The organism is Paenarthrobacter sp. NPDC089988, assembly GCF_044748465.1.
Lineage (GTDB): Bacteria > Actinomycetota > Actinomycetes > Actinomycetales > Micrococcaceae > Arthrobacter.
In genome coordinates this window covers 19787-40646 of sequence record NZ_JBIVGD010000013.1, presented here as the reverse complement: position 1 = coordinate 40646, position 20860 = coordinate 19787, and the positions used below count along the sequence as shown (strand labels likewise).

Sequence of the window (20860 nt, the reverse complement as noted above, 5' to 3'; positions counted from 1 at the left end):
TGGGATTTCGGGTCAGGCGACCGGAACGGGCACCGAAGCGGGCTGCCACTCAAGGCGCCTGCCGCTGGCACGGTCAAAGAGATGCAGGTGCTCGGCTTTGGCACTGAGAACGACCGAACTGCCGACAGCCCACCGCTCACTGCGGGAAGCGCGGACCGCTACCCGCTGCGAGCCGACGCGGCAGTAGATCACTTGCTCACTACCGAGGTTTTCGGAAAGTTCGACGACGCCGCGAAGCGCGGCACCCGCGGTCGGAGCCGCGGCCGACGATCCCGCGGCATTGATCCCCAGGTGTTCCGGACGGATGCCCAGCACGATGTCGCGCTTCGGTGTCTCACCGACCCAAAGCACTGCCTCAACCGATGGGCCCATAACGGTGACTGACCCGCCGCCGGTTCCCAATTCGGCGTCGAGCAGGTTTGTTGCCGGCGATCCAAGAAATCCCGCAGCGAAAACGGATGCCGGCTTGTCGTAAAGTTCCTCCGGCGTGCCGAGCTGTTCAAGCTGGCCGCCGTTCAGGAGTGCAATCTTGGTGGCCATGGTCATGGCTTCCACTTGATCGTGCGTCACGTAGATGAAGGTGGCACCCAAACGGCGGTGCAGGCTTGCAAGTTCCTGCCGCGTCGCCGTCCGTAGCTTGGCGTCAAGGTTGGACAGAGGTTCGTCCATCAGGAAGGCCTTGGGCTCGCGGACCAGTGCCCGTGCCACAGCCACACGTTGACGTTGGCCGCCCGAGAGTTCCTTGGGCTTGCGGTCAAGGAGGTGACCGATCTCCACCATTTCCGCAACCGTCTGGACACGGTTCCGGACAAACTGTTTATCCGTACGCCGAACCGTGAGCGGGAAGGCCAGGTTCTTGGCCACGCTCAGGTGAGGGTACAGGGCGTAGCTTTGAAAGACCATCGCCAGGTCCCGCTTCTTGGACGGAGCCGTGGTGATGTCACGGCCGTCCAACTCCAGCGTTCCCGACGTGGGGTCCAGAAGTCCGGCAATCATCCGGAGCAATGTGGTCTTGCCACAACCACTCGGGCCGAGCAAAACCAGGAAATCACCGTCTTCGACGGTGAGCGAAACGTTGTTAACCGCTGTCACGTCCTTGAAGGATCGCGAGAGCTGGTTGAGCACTAATCGGCCCACAAGCACCTCCGGGGAAACGATGTTTCCTCATTTGATTTACTGAGGAAACGTCTTACCCAAGAAGGTTGGGGCTTACAGATTAACGGCCGGGGCTTCTTCCGGAAACAACATGCGTGCCGATTGGGAACAATGAATCCTTACTCCGGGGCGGGTTCCTCGCCCACGATGTGCAGGACTTCTTCGAACACTGCAGTGCGTGCTTGCTCCACTTCCGGGGAGTCCCCTGTTACCGCCGCGTGGAGCGCGGACAGGACCAGCACCTGCACGATGTTGCCAATGGGCAGTTGGTCCTGCCAGTGGTGGAACTCAGCACCGGCCACCAAGGCGTGGGTGGCAATCTCCGCCAGCGTCGACCTTGAGTAGCTGGTGATACCGATGACGGTAGCTCCGCGCTCCAAGGCGATCCGTGCCCCACCCAGGGTGAACCCGTTCAGTCCGCTGTCGCTGATGGCGATACACACATCCCCCGGGCCCAGCAACTTTGCCGTAATGTGCTGGGAGACAATGTCCCCCGGTGCCTCACAGACAACTCCCGTCGCCAGGAACCTCAACGCGAACGACTTTGCCGGCGCAAGAGACGCACCGTTCGCGACTACCAGAACCCGGCCGGCCGCCCGAATGGCGTCTGCAGCTTCTGCGAAGTTCTTGAAGTCGAGCGAAGCCAAGGCTCCCCGAATGTCATGCGCGGCGCGGGAAAAGACCCCTGTGACCAAATGCTCGGCGCTTCCGGGCGTACCCGTGGCACCCCACCCCTCCTGGCCGGCGCTGTCCCGGGCAGCTGCCCCAAGATCGCGCAAAAGCACCTGACGCAGGTGCTGGAATCCATCGAACCCCAGGCGCTTGCACGCCCGTACTACCGTCGCCGGCGACGTTCCCGTTTGTGCCACCAGGTCCGCCACCGACATCGTGGCCACTACTTCGGGGGCGTCCAAGCAGAACTGGGCAACCCGCTGCTCGCTGGGAACCAGAGACGGAAAAATCGACATGATGTGGGCGCGGGACCCCCCAAGAGGCGGTTCAGCCTTATACGCGTTCATCCGGCTTTCATACCAGATCCACTTGAATAGCCGACAACCCGGGCCGACCGGTTGGTTTTCGTTGTTCTTGGCTGTCGGCCTCCGCCAGGACCTGTGACCGGTATCGGGCTGTGCCGGTGTTTGCGTTGCTTGAAGCATTGACCGCCGGGTGGCCCGGCTTCACACTGGAGCGCATGGCTGATGACGAAAAGAGCGCCGTGGTCGAGGGCATTGTCCACCGGCTGCTGGCAAAGTATCCGCAGGCTTCTCCCGGCATCATCGAGGCCATTGTGGAGGAAGAATATGATGCTCTCGATCAGGGACGGATACGGGCCTACATCCCGACCTTGGCGGAAAACACGGCCCGGAACCGGGTGCGTGATGCACTCAAAGCCGACAAATCCTGAGCTGTCCGCCTCAGTCTGTCGCGTGGATGGCTTCGATGAAGAGTCTTACGCGTTCGGTGATGTACTGCTCCAAGGGGACGAAGATGGCGCTGGCGCCGCGGTGTCTTCCTTGGCTGGCGATGTAGAGCTGGGTTGTTTCGCTGTCGAGGAGCAGTTTGGGTGGTGGGAATCTTCGGTGCGGCTGTCTTCGCGTTTGCCAGCGAAGTAGACCGCCCCCTCGGCGGGCTACCCTGCCGGAAACCCAGGCATCGGCCGTAAAATGGTCCATGGGTACAGCACGTGTGGTTGAGCTTGAACGCAAGTACGACGTGAAAGAGTCCGCGGTCCTGCCGCGGCTCCAGGACCTGGCAGGAGTGCGGAGCGTCGACCCGCCGCTTGAGCAGCTGCTCGTGGCGGAGTACTTCGACACCAGGGATCTGCGGCTGCTGGCCCACGGAATCACGTTGCGGCGCCGGACAGGCGGTGACGACGCCGGGTGGCACCTGAAACTTCCCGTCGCGGTGAGCGCACGCCACGAACACCGTGAACCATTGGGCAGGGAACCTGACACGATTCCCGAGAGCCTACTTGACCTGATCCGTGTCCACACCAGGGACCGGAAATTGGGCCACGTCGCCCGGATCACTACGCACCGCACCTTGCACCGGCTCCGTGGGAAGAACAAGGGCGTGCTGGCCGAGGTCTGCGATGATCTGGTCGAAGCCACGACGCTCACCGGCCAGCACGAAATGCGCCGCTGGCGTGAATGGGAAGTCGAACTCATCGACGGGGACAAGGACATCTTCGACGCCGGGGACAAGGTGCTGGCGGCCACCGGTATCCGCCCCTCCAGGTACCTCTCCAAACTCGCCCGTGCTCTGGGAAGCAAACCGCGCACACCAAACGGGCCGGTTCGGGCTACGAAGAATGACACCGCCGGGCGCGTTCTCCTCGTCTACCTCGGTGAGCAAGTCCGGGAGTTGAAGGACCAGGACCCGCAGGTCCGTTCCGATGCAAAGGACTCGGTCCATAAGATGCGTGTCGCGACCCGGCGCATGCGCTCGGTGTTGGCTACGTACCGGAAGCTGTTCAGGGACCGTGACGGCGTCCAGTTCGTGCGGGACGAACTGAAATGGCTGGCCGGGGTCCTCGGCGGGGCCAGGGACGCGGAGGTCATGCACGCCCGCCTGAAAAGCATGACAGCGGATGAACCCGCCGACCTCATCCTGGGGCCGGTCACCCGGCGCGTGGACATCGAGCTCGGAGCCGAGTACGAAAAAGCCCATACCAAAGTCCTTAAGGCCCTCAACGGGCAGCGCTACTTCCGGCTCCTCGACACCCTGGACTCACTTATTGCCGAGCCCGCCCTCGCGCCGGTGGCGGGCAAGCCAGCGGCCACGGTCATTCCCAAGCTCATTGGCAAAGACGTCAAACGCCTGCGCCTGGCCGTGAAAGAGGCACGGGACAACCCGGCCGGGATCACCGACCACCCGGCACTGCATGAGGCACGCAAGGACGGCAAACGACTGCGCTACGCTGCCGAAGCCGCACTGCCCATCGCCCCGAAGAAGGCCGCCAAACTAGCCGACACGGCGCACGAAGTGCAAAAGATCCTCGGCGACCACCAAGACAGCATCGTTACCCGGAAACTACTCCGCCGGCTCGGCGCCGAATCCTTCCTCCAAGGCGAAAACGGCTTCAGCTATGGCCGCCTGCACGCCCTCGAACAAACCGCAGCACTACAAACCGAAGCCGCCTTCCACCGCGAATGGAAGAAATTCCCAGCCCTGAAACTCTGAAGCCCACAACGGATGACACTGGTATCGGGACGTCCGTGCTCCGCCGCCACCCCACCATCGCGCTCAATGATCAGCCAGGGATTTCGCCCGCCCGGAAGAGCCCGGGGACGTCCTCCTTTGAACACGGCCGAAAACACCCACATCACACACTGGATGACCCAGCGACTCGGTGTGCTCCGGAGCGAAGTGTGGAATCCAGAGCCCCACCGACAAGCACCCACCGGGCACTGGGCCCCTATTCCACGCCCAGGCAACCACCGCCTCTGAGCGGCCGGGAAAAAGGGTCCTTCCGCGGGGAGCCACAAGAGACTAACCTTTCAGTGGATCCGTCCACGGAGGCTGGCTCCTCACGGTGCGGCCCCCTTCACCAGCAACAGGAGTGATCCAGGATGACACTTCAGGAAATCTGGCACACATTGTCCCCATCAACGCAGGAGTGGTTCAGGGACAATCCCGGTTGCCAAATATTGCCCAGAACGGTCGTGACAGCCATCCAACAAGAAAGCGGTCAACAACTCGCACTGGACCACCACGGCCAAGTGATACTCAGCGAAGACGACGCACACTTCATCCGCACCCGGACCGCATGGAATCCCTGAAACCGGCTCCAATAAGCGTGTCTCCGTTCGGCCACTCCTTCGTGCAATCAGACCTTGGGGTCGCTGCTCCACGGGTCGTCTCTAGATGGGAAATACGGACTCCGTCATCCTTGCCGCAAACAACAGACACCGGTCACCAAGGCGAAACCCACTGGACACATTCATCGGCAACGATGGAAGGACAAAGCACCGGGAGGTTCGCCATGGCAAAGATTCCTTCATGTTTTGAGATGGCCCTTACCGACACGCTCGAGGTCTGGAAAGACGGTCACTGCATATGCCGGGGACGCATGCTTTCCGCCCTTCCCGGCTTGGACATGGTGTGGGTCGCTGACGAACGCACGGGCCTCCAATTGCTCGACCTCGCCATGCTGCGGTCCCTGCAATGCGTCGTCCGCATTGTCGGCCCCAGTGAACTGGCCGCCTGACACACCTCCAAATTAGCAATAACTTCTCTGACGAGGTGTTATGCCGTGCCCGAGGTGGGACTCGAACGGGATTCCGGGCCTTGTCATTGTTGGGATCCCCGGGAAACATGCGGAATACGGGCCAGTCCGGCCACTGTGGATCAACGGCTACAGCGCCCGTGCGCGCTTCGCGGTCGTCACGACCCCCTTGGGGATATCTCCACGCAAAACTGCCTCAAAGTTCTGCCACACGGTTTCAATCCGGCGCTGGACGTTTTCCCAGCCCACCCCGGCCATGTGGGGTGTGCACACGACCTGTTCCAGGCCCAGTAGTTCACTGGAGGTGTCCAGCGGCTCCCGAGCATAGACGTCGAGTCCGGCGCCGGCGATGCGCCCGCTGCGAAGGGCCTCAAGAAGGGCTTTTTCATCCACGACTTCGCCGCGACCTACGTTGACCAGGATGCTGCTCCGCTTCATCAGGGCAAGTTCGTCCCTGCCGATCAGCTTGTTGGACTGCTCGTTGAGCGGAAGGCTGAGACAGACGACGTCGGACACGTTCATCAGTTCGTCAAGCGACACGGAGCGTGCGGGTACCAGCTGGGACACGGTGAGTGGGATTTCCGCGTTGTCGTAGAAGACGACGTTGGCTCCAAAGCCGTGGTGGACGATCTTGCCGACCCAGCGGCCGATGTTGCCGAGTCCTACGATGCCAACTGTCTTGCCGTAGAGCTCTGAATACGATGTCTCGTCCAGGTCTTCGCGCCACTTCCCTTCGCGGAGCAGACGCGTGGAGGCGGGGATGCGTCGCAGCACGGTCAGCATTAGAGTCAACGCGTGTTCGGCGACGGAGATGGAATGCGTCTTCATCTGGGCTACCGGAACATTGAGTTCGTTCAGGACGCTGAGCGGTAGTTGTCCGTAGCCCGAGCTCATGTACTGGATGAACTGTACGTTCCCGGCGGCGCGGAAGACTTCCTCTGGAACGTCGACGCCGGAAATCAGGAAATCGGCTTCCGCTGCTTCATGGCAAATATCGGTGAGGTCAGCTGAAAGCGGCATCACTTTCACCTCAAAACCTTCGGGCGTTGAGTCCAAGAGACGATCGATGTAGTCCTTGAGCGGGTTGATGAAGAGAACCTTGTAGGTCATATCCGGGCATTCCTTCTTGGGTGAGTGGTTGACGATGCGTCGGGAGCAACGTGCCGGTCAGGCAGGCAAGGCTTTGATGATCGATTCCAGCACTTCCTGCGTTCCGGCTGTTCCGCCGAGATCGCGGGCCAACGGTCCTGCCTCCAGGGCGGCCTCAACAGCGTTTTGTATGTTCTGCGCTGTCTGGCTGCAGACGTCGTCACCGTGACGCTCACCGAGCCACTCCAGCATCATTGCCGCTGAAAGGATCATCGCGGTGGGGTTCGCGATACCCTTTCCTGCTATGTCCGGGGCGCTTCCGTGGGAGGGCTGGAAAACGCCATGGGTCAGGCTGACGTCGGCGGACGGTGCCACCCCCAGTCCACCAACAAGTCCAGCAGCGATCTCCGAAAGTATGTCGCCGAAGATGTTTTCCGAGACCACCACGTCGTACCTTTGGGGATCCATCACCATATACATGGCACCAGCGTCGATGTAGTACTTGGCACTTCCAATGTCGGTATTCCTGGCGGCTGCTTCGTCAAACACTTTTTCCATGAGCACGTTGCTGCGCAGGGCGTTTGATTTGTGCAGCAGGGTTACATGCCCGGGCGTGCCACGCTTACGGCGTGCCCGTGCTTGGGAAAAGGCAACGTCGAACAGTTTCTCGCACGTGGCCCGGGTGATGGTCATTCGGTCACTTGCGGTTTCATCGCTGGGCTCGTGGTGGTCGGCAAGCCCTGCGAACATCCCTTCCGAGGTTTCCCTGATGACGAGCATGTCGATGTCCTTGGCCTTGAGAGGGCTCTCCACGCCAGGAAACAGTCGCACTGGACGAAGGCTCGAGAAGAGTCCGTAGTGGGCCCGCATTTCAACCTGGGCTCCCAGCTCCAGGCCTTCGGGTCCTCGCACGTCCGGAAGCCCCATGGCCCCGAACAGCACCGCGTGGGCTTTGCCGATTTCGTCCATGTCGGCGGCGGTGATCTTCCGTCCGGTGCGCCGGTAAAGGTCGGCTGAGAAGTCGTAGTTGGTGTAGTTGAGCCTCAGGCCATACCGGGATTCGCATTCACTCAGTACGGACAAGGCGGCATCGACGACTTCCGTTCCGATGCCATCTCCCGGAATCACGGCGATTTCATATGTAGTCATGGTTTTCCTGTCTTGCGGTTACGGTTCTTGGCGCGATGCCTGCACGTCAATGTGTCGAAAGACTCGAGCTGCGGACCAAGTCATTTCCCATCTAATGGGAAGCATCCTCTGTGGAGTGGGAAAACGATAACAGGGCCATCCCGACGTCACAAGGCGGGGCAGGGTCTATAGAGAAAGCGGCCTTAGCTGTTGCGCGGATCACATCGACTTGCTATCGTCTATCCGCCCGTTGACAGCAAGCTCCCACCAGATGGGAAGCCTGGATTGTCGAACTTGAAGATGCAGGCAGGAAATCATGACGCAAGAACTTCACTTGGAGAGCAACTCCCTCCCGCTCAAAGGCATCAGGGTGCTTGAGCTGGGCAGCTTTATTGCTGCTCCCTTCGCTGGGCGCTTGTTCGGTGACTTCGGTGCCGAAGTCATCAAAATCGAAAAGCCCGACGGCGGCGACGAGTTGCGCGATTGGCGAAAGACGCGCGGAACCACCTCCATGTTGTTCCGCACGATCGCCCGGAACAAGAAATCAGTTGCGCTGGATTTACGCTCGGAGGCCGGACGCGAGGCCGCTAAGAAAATTGCGGCACAGTGCGACGTTGTCATTGAGAATTTCCGGCCCGGAACCCTTGAGAAGTGGGGGCTGGGACCAGATGTATTGCAGGCCCTCAACCCGGATCTCGTCCTGGTCAGGATCTCCGGCTACGGCCAGACCGGCCCCTATAAGAACCGCGCAGGTTTCGGCAGTTCCGCAGAGTCCTTCGGCGGCCTGCGATACATCACCGGAGAACCAGACCGCCCCGCCGGGCGGGCAGCTGCCAGCATGGGCGACACAGTAGCCGGCCTCTATGGCGTGATCGGCGCGCTGATGCTCATGCTCCAGAAGCCCCGCGGCGCTGACACCGCTGCACCTAAAGTTGTGGACGTCGCGCTGTATGAAGGCGTCTTCAGCCTCCTCGAATCCCTTGTCCCTGACTATGACGCCTACGGGATGATACGCAAACGCACCGGAGGCGCCCTCCCCGGGGTTGTCCCCACCGGCTCCTACCTGTGCAAGGACAACCTGGAAGTAGTGATCGGCGGAAATTCCAACTCGGTCTTCATTCGACTGATGCGGGCGATCGGGCGCGATGACCTCGCGGAAGATACAACACTGCTGACCACCGAAGGACGAGGAGCCCGCGAGCAAGAGCTCAACGGGGCCATCTCCAACTGGACCGGGAGCATGCCACTGGCAGAAGTTCTCGAGAGACTCGACGAAGCCGGAGTTCCCGCAGGTCCCGTCTATGACGCACCCAGCATCGCCACGGACAAGCACTACCTTGCCCGTGACATGATCCAAACCCACGAGGTAGTCATCGACAACGAACCAGAGCTCATCCGTTTCCCCGGCGTCGTCCCCAAGATGCCCGGCCACGAGGGCGTCGTGAATTGGGTTGGCCCCGAACTGGGCCAGCACACCAGCGAAGTCCTGGAACAGCTTGCGAACATGGACCAGCAACAGATTGCGGCGCTCGGACTGCAGGAGGTTCGCTAGATGAAGGTTCTCCTCACCGACGTCTTCCTCCGCGATGGGTTGCAGGACGAACCCGTCCTTGTGTCAACGGCACACAAACTCGAAATTGCCCAGGCCATGGTCGCCGCCGGGATCACCCGCATCGAAGCGGCCTCTTTCGTCAACCCGAAGCGGGTCCCACAAATGGCCGACGCCGCCGACGTTCTCTCAGCACTGCCCGCGGTCGATGGAGTTACTTATACGAGCCTTGCCCTGAACGGCAAAGGTATTGATCGCGCCGTGGAGGCAGGTGCGACGGATATTCAAGTCGTGGCATCAGCAAGCCAAGCCCACAGCAATGCCAACGCCGGCCAGGCAGTGGAGGATGCGCTTGCCGGTATCGGTGCAACAGTTGCCAAGTACCAAGGACAACGATTCTTCGCAGGCATCTCGACAGCCTTCACGTGCCCGTTCGAGGGAGCCATCGACCCGGCCCATTTGCTGCGGCTAGTGCGTGCCTTCAAAGGCATGGGCATCACGGACATCGGGTTGGCCGATACTTTGGGGACCACGCCTACGACGGAGGTCCTTTCTGCCCTGGACCACGTCCGGTCCGCAGAACCGGAGCTGACCTACTACCTCCACCTCCACAACGCCCATGGACAAGCTCTGGCGACCACCGCGGCGGCGGTGAGTGCCGGCGTCGTACGCTTCGACGCAGCGCTTGGTGGGTACGGTGGCTGCCCGTTTGCGCCGGGTGCCCACGGCAACATTGCCACTGAAGAACTTGTCAGGTACCTCCACGACGCCGGACACGAAACCGGCATTGTCGAGGACCGCCTTCGCGAAGCGGTCCGTATGGCCCGCGATATCCTGGCGCACTCCCCCGCCGCGCACTTGGCCACGACCCGCTGAAAACTCCGGGCCCATACCCCGAGGACCCATCGGAAATCCCCTAACAAAACTGATACTCGAAGCGAATTTGGAGACGATGATGTCAACCAACCCACGCACCAAGGAACTCACCAACGACGACGCTGCCGCCGTGAACAGCCCCGGACCCAAAGGAGGCACCGAACACCCGGTAGCCAAGACTGCCGGTTCACGCCCGGGAACCCACTACCCTGGCCGTACCGGCTTCCGTATAGCCAGCCTCCCGGCTCCGCTCTACCTCGTCCTGGCAGCATTGGTCCTCGCTGCCTCCATTACCGGACATCTGCCCGACACCATGGTCGCTGGCTTCGCCGCCACCATTCTGCTCGGTGGCCTGTTCATCTGGATCGGCAACCTGTTCCCGGTGGTCCGGGACTTCGGCCTCCCAACCATCCTTTGCACCTTCGCACCGGCAACGCTCGCCTTCTTCGGCTTAGTGCCGGAAAACCTGGTGAAGGTCGTGCAGAATTTCGTCGATGGCTACGGCTTCCTGGATTTCTTCGTCGTGGGCATCATCGCCGGCTCCATCCTCGGCATGCCACGCGCCTTGCTGTTGAAGGCCGGCCCACGCTTCGCAGTCCCCGTCGTTGGCTGCCTCATCGCAACGTTCGTCCTCGTCGGGCTCATCGGTGCGCTGACAGGATTCGGATTCGTTGAAGGCATCCTCTTCATCGCCGCACCGATCATGGCCGGCGGACTCGGCGTCGGAGCGCTGCCCATGTCCAAAATGTATGCGACCGCCACCGGAGGTGATTCGGCCGCATTTATGGGCGACCTGATGTCCGCGGTTGTCATAGCCAACGTGGTGTGCATCCTCATCGCCGGCATCTACAACGGCCTGGGCAAACGCAAGAAGCAACTGTTTGTCGGCTTCAACGGTCATGGCCAATTGATGCGCATCAAAGGACGCTCGGACGAGCTCACCCTTCCTCCCAAGCGTGACGTTTCCTCCTTCATCGCCCTTGGCAAGGGCCTGCTCATCGCCGGAAGCCTGTTCGTCTTCGGGAACTTCATTGCCGCTCTCCTGCCCGGGCTTCACCCTTACGCGTGGACCATCATCGCCGCGGCCGCCATCAAGATCTTCGGCCTGTTGCCAAAGGATGTCGAAGAGTCCACGGCAGACTGGGGTGACCTGATCGGCGCGGTTTTGGTACCGGCCCTGCTGGTGGGAGTAAGCCTTACGTACATCGAGATCACGGACGTCATCTCTTCCCTGAGCAACCCTTTGTTCATCGTGCTGACCATCTGCACCGTTGTTATCGCGACGCTGACATCCGGGGCGCTCGGCTGGCTGGTGAAGTTCAACTTCGTTGAAGCCTCCATCACTCCTGGCCTGGTCATGGCCGACACCGGCGGCAGCGGCGACGTCTCCGTCCTCAGCGCGGCCAACCGCATGCACCTCATGCCCTTCGCTGCTTTGACCAACCGACTCGGCGGTGCACTTGTTCTGTTCGTGACGTCACTGATCGTCCCGTTCCTCGCCTGACGGCCCACCCAAGGGAGTTGAAGCACGACGGCGGCACCCGGCCTTTGTGCCAGGTGCCGCCGGGCGCGCTAGTCGGCATGGATGAACCCGGCACTTCCGTCCACACATATAAAAACAACAGCAGGAAAAGGACCATGACCAGCACCGCAGCCATTCCCGACAACGCACAGAAGCTTCCCGACGAAGGCAACGTAGCCGCCGCTGTGGCCGATGTGGTCGCCGAGCGCGCCGGACACCTCTTCGGCCTGATGGGTAACGGCAACGTTCACCTGATCAGCAGCCTTACCCGTCGCGGATTCCCGTTCACGTCAGCCCGCCACGAGTCAGCCACCGTGGCCATGGCTGACGCCTACTATCGGGCCACCGGAAACATCGCTGCAGCAACCACCACCTACGGAGCAGGTTTCACCAACGCCTACACCACCCTGGCCGAGGCACGGATTGCCCGTATCCCCCTGGTACTTGTGGTCGGGGACGCGCCGTCGGACGGACAGCGCCCGTTCGACATCGACCAAAGCAAAGCCGCAGAGGCAGCAGGCGTGCTCACCCTCACCGCTCGCCCAGAGAACGCCCAAGACATTACGCACCGAGCTTTTGACCTGGCATATCAAACAGTCCAGCCAGTCGTGCTTGCCATCCCCTATGACCTCGCAGCCACTCCACCGGGCTCCCCTGAACCACTTGCCCCGCTGCCGCCGAAGCCGGCATGGCCGGCACACCCCGCGGACCTTAGCCGCGTCGCTTCGCTTCTCGCCACCGCCGAACGTCCCCTGATTCTCGGAGGTCGCGGCATCCTGCTGGCCGACTCCGTGCCGTCGTTGCGTGAGGTAGGAGACAGGATCGGGGCGCTTTTCATGACGTCGCTCATGGCAGCCAACGCCTTCAACAGCCCATGGGACCTGGGTATTGCCGGCGGATTCACCAGAGTCCACCGCCTCGACATCGCCAGGCAAGCCGATGTCGTCCTTGTAGTTGGGGCCAGCCAAAACATCTTCCAAACCCGCTACGGGACAATGTTTGGCGCGGAGACGAAAGTGATCAGGATCGACAACGAGCCAGCAGCCGAAACAGACTCCCGCGCCGAATACATCCAGGCAGATATCCGCCCGTTCATTGACGGGCTCCTGGAACGCCTGCCGGAAACACCTTCACCCGGCTGGCGTGCCCTTGTTCCCGACGTTGCCAGTCCTGACTTCCGGTCAACCAACCCCAGCGAAGATCCCACCGAGTTCGGTCCGGACGGACGTCTCAATCCACGCGCTGTGGTGGCGGCATTGGACCGCATTCTGCCAGTAGACCGCTCCGTTGTGATGGATGGCGGGCACTTTATTGGTTGGGCGCCCATGTACCTCTCCGTACCCGACCCACATGGCATGATCTTCGTGGGCACAGCCTTCCAGTCCATCGGCCTCGGCTTCGGTTCCGCCGCCGGAGTCTCAACGGCGCGCCCGGAGCGCACAACCGTACTCGTCACCGGCGACGGCGGCGGGCTGATGGGCCTAGCCGACTTCGAAACCTTCATCCGGGCTACGCGCAAGGGTGTTGTTGTTGTACTCAACGACTCCGCCTACGGCGCCGAGCTGCACCAATACGCCGTCAAAGGACTCCACGAAAAGGCGATGCTGATCGACGAAGTGGACTTCGCCGCCGTCGGACGGGCCCTTGGCGCGTGCGGAACCAAGGCGCTAACCCTTGCTGACCTGGCCCAGCTTGAACAATGGCTGGCAACGCATGAGGAGGGAGTATTTGTTCTGGACGTTGCTATCTCCCAAAAAGTCGTAGCTGAGTACATGCTCGAGTCCGTTGCCGCCAAAGGTTAGTCCTTCACAATAGGCTGATCCCATGCCTTCTCCTGAGACCAACGGAAGTAACCGCACGCTCGAACGGGCAGCCGCGATCCTCGATGCCGTCGGCCGGTCCGCCGTGTCAGCCAGCGAGCTGTCACGCCGGACCGGGCTGTCCCTCTCCACAGCACACCGCCTCGCCCTGCAGATGGTCGACTACGGGTTCCTGCGCCGCAGCGACAGCGGAAACTTCCGGCTCGGTGACCGTTTCGTGCGGTCATCCCTCGAAAACGCCGCCCTCCCAGTCCTGCGCGAACTGCGAAACGGTACCGGTGAAACCGCGCAACTATGGGTTCGCCGCGGAGACGAACGCCTCTGCCTGCTCAGCGCCGACAGCGAACAGGAACTCCGCGCCACCCTTCCGCCCGGCTCGAGGCTGCCACTGCCCCAAGGCTCAAGCGGACGCCTCCTTGCACTCGAAGAAAAGGCCGTAGCGGAGATGGAAGAAAAGGGCTGGGTGGAGTCCGTAGGTGCCCGCACCCCTGGCCTGGGCTCGGTCAGCGCTGCAGTGCGCGTGCACGACGAGATCATCGCAGCCGTGTGCCTCGCCATGCCACTGGCCCGGGTGAGCACTACCCCTGGTACGGACCATGGCGACCTCGTTAAGGATGCGGCGCGACGAATCGCGGAGGCCGTGGCCCGAAATTCGTAGGCTGAGTCGAAGCCCAGGCCATAAGGACGCCCCCGTGCCTCGGTGAACGAACCCAAGGCCCTGAAGCCAGGGAAGATGACAGATCCCCATGTCACCCTTCCTTCGAACCAGGCAACGGGCAGAAGCACCTGGATGGTCCGGATTGTCGTGTAGCACTAAATACCTGAGCCGTGCCAAACCCGGGGCGGGGTCCGGTGTCGCCGTCATGGAAGGCATAGCGGGCAATAACCGGACTGGGCCCGACGATGTTCGAATTGTCATCGAGGCAGCTCGGATGCCGGCAGCACACACTTCGAGCGGACTCGCCGCCACATGGCGAAGCACCGTAAAACTTTTTTGGTGATGTGTGATCACATATCTAGACATTGCATTCCCTTCTGAGTAGAGTGACGTACAGCACAGAGGATGTGAGGTGGACTACGAGTCGGCCGCACTTCTCCAATTCCTCGGAGCTCCGACAGAGCCCGCACACTCAATCGAACGACGTCAGGGACGAACCGTCCCGCCTATTTGAAGGAACCAGAAATGGGCTTAAGTTTTGGCACGAAAGCTCCCCCTACGGCTCTCACTGGCGAGGTCGAGGTGGCCGGGCTGGGTAAGAAGTACGGGGTCATCCAGGTCTTGAAGGACGTGAACCTGTCCATGGCTGAGGGTGAGGTGGTTTCGATCATCGGGCCTTCCGGGGCGGGCAAGTCCACGTTCCTGCGGTGCTTGAACTACCTGGAGACACCCTCGGAGGGAACCATCTCGATCGGCGGCGCGACGGTCGTCGCGGGCGGGTCACGGCTGCCGGACAAGACCAGCCTGGATCACTTGCGGCGGGTCACGGGCATGGTGTTCCAAAGCTTCAATCTGTTCCCGCACCTGACCGTGATGGAGAACATCACCCTCCCCCAGCGCAAGGTCCTGGGCTCCTCGAAGGACCAGGCCGAGGAAGTCGCCAACAAACTCCTCAAGCGTGTGGGTTTGCCGGACAAGGCGTCGGCGTACCCGGCGAGGCTTTCGGGTGGGCAGCAGCAGCGCATCGCGATCGCCCGCGCCCTGGCCCTGTCCCCCAAGGTCATGTTGTTCGATGAACCGACCTCGGCCCTGGACCCGGAAATCGGCCTCGAAGTCCTCGCCGTCATGCGGGATTTGGCCGATGAAGGCATGACCATGCTCGTAGTCACCCACGAAATGCACTTCGCCCGGGACGTCTCGGACCGGATCATGGTCATGGGCAACGGCGGGGTCCTGGAAATCGGGCCCAGCGAACAAGTCATGTCCGCCCCGGAGAACGAACGCACCCGCCAGTTCCTCAAAGCCGTCCTGGACCGGTAAGCCATGATCACCCAACTTCTGGCCTCCATCGCCCAAGGCGTCGGCCAAACCCTCTACGTCACCGGAGCCTCACTCCTGTTCGGCGGGATCATCGGACTCGTCCTGGTCGGCGCGGCCCGCTCCCCCATCGGAATCATCCGCACCGCCGCGTCCCTGTACATCAACATCGTCCGGGTCATCCCCCCGATCACCTGGCTGTTCCTGATCTACTTCGGCCTCCCCCAATACGCCCTCCGCCTGACCACCATCCAGGCCGCGATCATCGGGTTCTCCATCATCGCTTCGGCGTTCATGGCCGAAATCTACCGCTCCGGGCTCCTGTCCATCCCGGACGGGCAACGCGAAGCAGCCCACGCCCTCGGCATGTCCAGCGTCACCACCGTCGCGCACGTCATCACCCCCCAAGCGTTCCGCGTCGCGCTGCCCGCGATCGCCACCTACGGCATCGGGCTACTGAAAGACTCGGCCCTGGCCTCCACCATCGGCGTCCGCGAAATCACCTACTACGCCCAACAATCAGCCAAGCAAACCCACGAAGGACTGCTCTCCTTCGTCGTCGCCGGCGCCCTGTACATCATCATCAGCCTCATCGTCGCGCTCATCGCCCGCCGCGTGGACCTGAAACTGCGCAGAAAGATCGGAGTAGCGTGATGGACCTGATCAACCAATGGCTCTCCTGGATGCCCAACCTCACCCCAGGCCTGGCCGTCAGCCTCCAACTCACCGGACTCTCCCTCCTCTTCGGCTTCCCCTTCGGGCTGCTCCTGGCCGTCATGGCCGAAGCCAAACTCAAACCCCTGCAATGGATCAGCTTCCTCTTCGTCGAAGTCGGCCGCGGCCTCCCCGCCCTGGTACTGCTCTACCTGCTCTACTTCAGCCTCCCCGACGCCGGAATCACCCTGACCTCCCTGACCACCGCCATCATCGCCCTGACCTGGAACACCGGCGCCTACGCCTCCGAATACTTCCGCGCAGGCATCGCCTCCGTCCCCCTCGGCCAAAAAGAAGCAGCCCTCACCACCGGGCTCCGCGGCTGGACCGGCTTCCGGCTCATCATCCTCCCCCAAGCCCTCCGCATCTCCACCCCACCCCTGGCAGGCCTGGCCGTCCTCGTCTTCCAAGGCTCCGCCCTCGCGTTCGTCATCGCCGTCCCCGAACTCATGTCCAAAGCCTTCGAAATCGGCTCCATCACCTTCGAATACCTCTCCGTCTACACCCTCACCGCCATCATCTACGGCACCCTCACCCTCATCTTCCTCGCAGCCGTCAAACTCCTCGAAAACCGCCTCGGACGCCACCTCCAACGCAACTAACACCACCGACACACACCAGGGCCGCTCCGTAAAGGTCGGTTCCAAGGGATCGGTTCCACCAAACCGAGAACCAAGCCGCACCAAAAGCACCACCTCCGTTCCCATCAATCGGGGTTCAACCCCATCAAAGAGATAGAAGAAAGAGTCACCATGTCGCGAACAACCCGTTCCCTCGTGCGCGTACTTTCGGCCGGCACCGCCGCCGGCCTGGTCGCCCTCTCCCTCGCAGCCTGCGGAGGCAGCGGCGACGCCTCCGCCGGCTCGGGTGACTGCACCCCGGCCCACAAGGACCTCAAGACCGTTACGCAGGGCGAACTCACCGTGGCCAGTTACGACTACTACCCCGCAACGAAGGTCGAAGGCGACACCGTCACCGGTCTCGAGGGTGACCTCATTGGCGAAATCGCCAAGATGGAATGCCTCAAGGTCACCGTCAGCACCTCCGGCGGCGCGGGCGCTGTCATTCCGTCCGTACAGTCCAAGCGCGTGGACATCGGATCCGGTAGCTGGCTTCGCACCAAGGAACGCAAGAAGATCGTCTACTTGAGCACCCCGCTCTGGAATGATCCCCAAGCGATCATTTCCAAGACAGGTCTGACCAGCGACAAGCTGGAAGGAAAGATCATCGGCTCGGTGGCCGGAAACCTTTACAACAACAGCCTGCAGCAGTGGCTCGGCGACAAGTTCAAGGTCTACCAGGACGACGAGTCCATCTACGGCGACCTAAAGGCAGGCCGCATCGACGGCATCGTGGCTTCTGCGGCCTCCGCCAAGGGCCGTTTCAAGGACGCCCCCATCGAAGGCGCCACCGTGGTGGATGTGACCCCGAATCCCAAGGTTCCCGAATTTGCTGCGGTTGGCCAGGTCATGCTGCCTTCGAGCCTGGACAACCAGGAACTCGGCAAGGCACTGGATGAGGACATCAACAAACTCCGCGAAAACGGGACCATCAAGAAGATCCTCGAAAAGTATGGACTGGACCCCGCCGTTGGACAGCCCGGAGCTCCCAACGAACTCTAAGGCGTAGAGCTAACGCGAGAAGGGCACTGGATTTCCATCCAGTGCCCTTCTCGCGTCCAGTTGAGTGTCCTCTTTGGCGCTCTCATAAGCCAGCCGTGGAGAGGGAAATCCGCGGATCTTCGGCTCCGGTCCCGAGCGGTTCAGTAGCCTCCACGGGTTCGAAGGTCGACGCCCCTAGATTGCGACGGGGACGGCTGGCCGGCGTGCCATGTCCAAAGCGGCCCCTGCTACTGGAGCGGCGATGACGCTGGGTCCCAGGAAAACAGCAACGAGGACACCGCCCATTGAAACATTGCCTGCCTGTTCGATTGCCAGGACAGGCAGCGCGACAAGGGAACCCGCCATTGCCGTTCTCTGTGGAATCGAAGCTGCCAAGTATCCAGAGGTGCTCAAAGTGATGCGATCCTTTCACGGTAATCAAAGTGCGCAACCCATGCCGCGGCTTAAATGCTTGACCGCCCGCGGCTGTCCGACTCGAAATCGGCATAGCGGCAGGCGGTCAGGCTTGTGTCCATGCTGGATGGTCAGAGAGCGCTGGCTAGCTCCACTGAACCCGCCTTTTGGACACCTTTTACTGGAGAGACCACAACAGGTGCTGTGCGGTCAGGAAGTTCGGGAAGTGCAGATCGATCGACGACGGCTGGGTAGCGTTCGCTGAGGTGGGAGACTGCGAGGTTCGTGCCAGTTTCCGCTGCGTACGCATCCACCCAGGCGAAAGCCAGATAGTGAAGCGTTTCGGGGTCTTCCGCGACGCTGGTAACGTATCCAACCACAGTGTGGCCGTCCGTCACTGGCGCTCCCGGGATGGCTGCATGGTGCTTGCTTTCCAGCGTTAGCCGAACCAGAACGCGGTGGCCCTTCCGGAGCCCTCCACGATCGGACGGGCGCGCAAGACCGGCTTCGTGAAGGTTATCCTGGGGCCCGTATTCTATGCCGAAGAATGGTGTCCCGTTCGCGATGCGTAGCGCCGAAAGGGCATCGGTCCCCACGGCCGAGATTCGCCATTCTGCTCCGGCTTCCAGTAGCAGATCCCACAGGAACAGGCCGTGTTCCGTGGCTGTATGCAGTGTCCAACCGCCTAGCCCGGTGGTTGTTTCGGCTACAACCCGGACCGGAATACCGCCCACGTCGAGGATGGGCGCTTCTGATGACGCATTTGCGGGCAGTGCCCCTCGGGTCACTGCTTCGAGAACTGATGCGGAGTCGGGACCCACGAGTACCAAGGCGATGGTTCCAGAAGAGACGTCCAGGATGCTGGTCTCCTGTAGGAAGGCCGTTTCGCGCTGGAGGTGCCAGATGTCTTCGGGAACGCTGCCGATGACCAAATAGCACTCGCTGGAAGTGCGGATAATCGTCAGGTCCGCCACGATGCCGCCGGAGGCGTTGATGATGAAGGCTGTAGTGGAGGTGTTGACGTGCAGGGAAAGCTCGTCGGACAAGAGTTCCTCCAGATGCCGCCTCGCACCAGGACCCCGGACTTCGAAAGCGGACACTGCACCGGCGTCGCCGAGGCCCACACTGGTTCGTGCGTTGCGCGCTTCGACGGAGATCCGGGGGGACCATCCGTTGGAGGACCAGGAGTCCCTGTCGACCAGCGAACCGGCGGGGTTCGTGCTCTCGTACCACAGGGGGCGTTCCCAGCCGCCGGGGGTACTGCCGAACTTGGCTCCAAGCGCCTCCTGCCGCAGGTAGAAGGGAGTCGTTGCGAACTTTCGCAACTGTTTGGTCTGCCAGCGCGGGTGGGCTACGTCGTAGACCTCGTCATAGTTTTCGCTGGCTCGGGCGATGCTGGCTGAACGTGTGAGGTGCGTTTGGTCGAAGCGGCGGAAGTCGAGAGTCGTCGTGTCGATCCCGGGGTCTCCTGTGACGATCCAGTCGGCGAGTACGCCGGCAACCCCAGCGGACTGTGTCAGCCACACGGATTCACCAAGCCAGAGCCCGCGCACGCCCGGGACCTCTCCCAACAGCGGGTTGCCGTCAGGGGTGAAGGAGAAGATGCCGTTGTAGCCGTCAACCGGCTCGCAGTTCGCTGCCTCCGGGAAGAGCCGTTGGAGTTCGGCCCAGCCGCCCTTGAGGTCTTCCCATGTCAAGGGGTGGATCGCCGGCTCAACGCCGGTCCGGGAATATTCTTCCGGACCCGCAATGTCTTCCTGTTCAAAAGGTATGACGCGGTGCTCGTAGCTACCCCACAACAAACGTTCTCCGTACTGCCGGAAGTACGATCCAGTGCCTTGGTGACGGATCATGGGCAGGTCAAGTTCCTGCTCATCGCTCATGCCGGCAAGGGTGGGCAGGACGCTGGTGGACGAAGAGCAGTGCTCCATGGGTACCATCGGCAGTTCCAGGCCCAGCAGTTTGCCCGAACCTGGCCCCCACAACCCGGCGCACACAACGACGACGTCGGCGTCCAGATGCGTCGTGCCTTCAGGAAGCCGTTCGCCCTTGCAGGGGTTGCCAGGCACCTCGGGTGTCCTGCGGACATTGACACCCGAGACCCGACCGTCGTCGATCCTGAAACCTGTGACCTGGGTGTGGCCAAAGAACCGCGCACCGTTTTCAATGGCGCGGCGCGCTTGCCATTCCACGGCGCGGACAGCCTTGACCACGCCGTCGGTCGGCGTGTGCAGGCCGCCCAGGACACTTGAAGTATCCAAAGCAGGGAACAATTCCGCGCACTCTTCGGGAGAAACGATGCTGGCTGGCACCTTCCAGGATTCGGCCAGGTTGTGACGACGGTGCAAGTACTGCATACGCTCCTCGTCGCAAGCGAGTTCGAGTCCACCGACACGCTTGAGGATCCACTGGCCATCCAGGGTGGCGCCGTCCAGCTTGTCCAACGTCCTGCGCGCGAGTTCCGTCATGACCGCCGAGCCGGTGGTTTGGAATGCGAAGCCTGGGGCGTGCGAAGACGATCCACCTGTCCGGTACAACGGACCCTGATCGACGACGGTGACCGCCTTCATCCCTTGACGGGTCAGGTCATCGGCCAATGCAGCACCAACAACACCTGCCCCGATGATGAGGATCCGGGTATCTGTGTCAATTCGGGCGTTCGCCACGGTATCTCCCTTGCGATAAGAGACGTCCACGTCTCAAAGAGTCACTGGTTGGTTTCCGCCACGTCGGGCTCCCTGACGGGAGCGTGGCGGTACCAAGATTTGGTAGCCGAACGCGGGATGGCC

19 protein-coding genes are annotated in these 20860 nt (G+C 61.8%); 12 read left to right on the top strand and 7 right to left on the bottom strand.

Annotated features, from left to right (window positions below):
• Positions 1 to 12 precede the first annotated feature (12 nt).
• Both ACIPV6_RS15635 and ACIPV6_RS15630 read right to left on the bottom strand, forming a co-directional pair.
• A complete protein-coding gene (locus ACIPV6_RS15635; RefSeq protein ID WP_400271751.1) occupies positions 13 to 1125 on the bottom strand; it encodes an ABC transporter ATP-binding protein in 1113 nt (370 codons plus the stop codon).
• 149 nt (positions 1126 to 1274) lie between these two features.
• Positions 1275 to 2174: a MurR/RpiR family transcriptional regulator gene (locus ACIPV6_RS15630; RefSeq protein WP_400271750.1), complete on the bottom strand. Its 900-nt coding sequence runs from the start codon at positions 2172 to 2174 to the stop codon at positions 1275 to 1277.
• A 173-nt stretch (positions 2175 to 2347) separates the two neighbouring features.
• Between ACIPV6_RS15630 and ACIPV6_RS15625 the strand changes: the two genes are divergently transcribed.
• Entirely contained in the window at positions 2348 to 2560 is a 213-nt protein-coding gene (locus ACIPV6_RS15625) for a three-helix bundle dimerization domain-containing protein (RefSeq protein ID WP_400271749.1), read from the top strand.
• 10 nt (positions 2561 to 2570) lie between these two features.
• Here the strand turns inward: ACIPV6_RS15625 and ACIPV6_RS15620 are convergent, their stop codons facing one another.
• Positions 2571 to 2828: a hypothetical protein gene (locus ACIPV6_RS15620; RefSeq protein WP_400271748.1), complete on the bottom strand. Its 258-nt coding sequence runs from the start codon at positions 2826 to 2828 to the stop codon at positions 2571 to 2573.
• Between ACIPV6_RS15620 and ACIPV6_RS15615 the strand changes: the two genes are divergently transcribed.
• Both ACIPV6_RS15615 and ACIPV6_RS15610 read left to right on the top strand, forming a co-directional pair.
• Positions 2827 to 4338, top strand: a complete 1512-nt coding sequence (locus ACIPV6_RS15615; protein ID WP_400271747.1) for a CHAD domain-containing protein — start codon at positions 2827 to 2829, stop codon at positions 4336 to 4338. The two genes, ACIPV6_RS15620 and ACIPV6_RS15615, sit on opposite strands and share 2 nt — an antisense overlap.
• A gap of 802 nt (positions 4339 to 5140) precedes the next feature.
• A complete protein-coding gene (locus ACIPV6_RS15610) occupies positions 5141 to 5365 on the top strand; it encodes a hypothetical protein (RefSeq protein ID WP_400271746.1) in 225 nt (74 codons plus the stop codon).
• Between the two features lie 147 nt (positions 5366 to 5512).
• Here ACIPV6_RS15610 and ACIPV6_RS15605 read toward each other — a convergent pair whose 3' ends face one another.
• Both ACIPV6_RS15605 and ACIPV6_RS15600 read right to left on the bottom strand, forming a co-directional pair.
• Entirely contained in the window at positions 5513 to 6493 is a 981-nt protein-coding gene (locus tag ACIPV6_RS15605; protein ID WP_400271745.1) for an NAD(P)-dependent oxidoreductase, read from the bottom strand.
• Between the two features lie 57 nt (positions 6494 to 6550).
• Positions 6551 to 7621, bottom strand: a complete 1071-nt coding sequence (locus ACIPV6_RS15600) for an isocitrate/isopropylmalate dehydrogenase family protein (protein ID WP_400271744.1) — start codon at positions 7619 to 7621, stop codon at positions 6551 to 6553.
• Positions 7622 to 7916: 295 nt separating this feature from the next.
• Here ACIPV6_RS15600 and ACIPV6_RS15595 point away from each other — a divergent pair, with 295 nt between their 5' ends.
• The 9 genes from ACIPV6_RS15595 to ACIPV6_RS15555 all read left to right on the top strand — a co-directional run bounded on the left by ACIPV6_RS15595 (position 7917) and on the right by ACIPV6_RS15555 (position 17678).
• A complete protein-coding gene (locus ACIPV6_RS15595) occupies positions 7917 to 9152 on the top strand; it encodes a CaiB/BaiF CoA transferase family protein (protein WP_400271743.1) in 1236 nt (411 codons plus the stop codon).
• Positions 9153 to 10025 (top strand): hydroxymethylglutaryl-CoA lyase, encoded by an 873-nt coding sequence (locus ACIPV6_RS15590; protein WP_400271742.1) that lies wholly within the window; start codon positions 9153 to 9155, stop codon positions 10023 to 10025.
• Positions 10026 to 10104: 79 nt separating this feature from the next.
• Positions 10105 to 11529 carry a 2-hydroxycarboxylate transporter family protein gene (locus ACIPV6_RS15585; RefSeq protein ID WP_400271741.1) on the top strand — a complete coding sequence of 475 codons (1425 nt, stop codon included), beginning with the start codon at positions 10105 to 10107 and terminating at the stop codon, positions 11527 to 11529.
• Between the two features lie 134 nt (positions 11530 to 11663).
• The gene (locus ACIPV6_RS15580; RefSeq protein ID WP_400271740.1) at positions 11664 to 13349 is read left to right on the top strand and encodes a thiamine pyrophosphate-binding protein; all 1686 of its coding nucleotides are present in this window, start codon (positions 11664 to 11666) and stop codon (positions 13347 to 13349) included.
• 22 nt (positions 13350 to 13371) lie between these two features.
• The gene (locus ACIPV6_RS15575) at positions 13372 to 14025 is read left to right on the top strand and encodes an IclR family transcriptional regulator (RefSeq protein WP_400271739.1); all 654 of its coding nucleotides are present in this window, start codon (positions 13372 to 13374) and stop codon (positions 14023 to 14025) included.
• 525 nt (positions 14026 to 14550) lie between these two features.
• Complete coding sequence (locus ACIPV6_RS15570; RefSeq protein ID WP_400271738.1) at positions 14551 to 15345, top strand: amino acid ABC transporter ATP-binding protein; 795 nt, start codon at positions 14551 to 14553, stop codon at positions 15343 to 15345.
• 3 nt (positions 15346 to 15348) lie between these two features.
• Positions 15349 to 15996: an amino acid ABC transporter permease gene (locus tag ACIPV6_RS15565; RefSeq protein WP_400271737.1), complete on the top strand. Its 648-nt coding sequence runs from the start codon at positions 15349 to 15351 to the stop codon at positions 15994 to 15996.
• A complete protein-coding gene (locus ACIPV6_RS15560; RefSeq protein ID WP_400271736.1) occupies positions 15996 to 16658 on the top strand; it encodes an amino acid ABC transporter permease in 663 nt (220 codons plus the stop codon). The genes ACIPV6_RS15565 and ACIPV6_RS15560 overlap by 1 nt, the downstream gene beginning before the upstream one ends.
• Positions 16659 to 16808: 150 nt before the next feature.
• On the top strand, positions 16809 to 17678 hold the full coding sequence (locus ACIPV6_RS15555; protein ID WP_400271735.1) for a substrate-binding periplasmic protein: 870 nt from the start codon (positions 16809 to 16811) through the stop codon (positions 17676 to 17678).
• A gap of 174 nt (positions 17679 to 17852) precedes the next feature.
• On the opposite strand, the gene ACIPV6_RS15550 is transcribed toward ACIPV6_RS15555, so the two are convergent.
• On the bottom strand, positions 17853 to 18023 hold the full coding sequence (locus ACIPV6_RS15550; protein ID WP_400271734.1) for a hypothetical protein: 171 nt from the start codon (positions 18021 to 18023) through the stop codon (positions 17853 to 17855).
• A gap of 179 nt (positions 18024 to 18202) precedes the next feature.
• Complete coding sequence (locus ACIPV6_RS15545) at positions 18203 to 20737, bottom strand: FAD-dependent oxidoreductase (protein WP_400271733.1); 2535 nt, start codon at positions 20735 to 20737, stop codon at positions 18203 to 18205.
• Between the last annotated feature and the right edge of the window lie 123 nt (positions 20738 to 20860).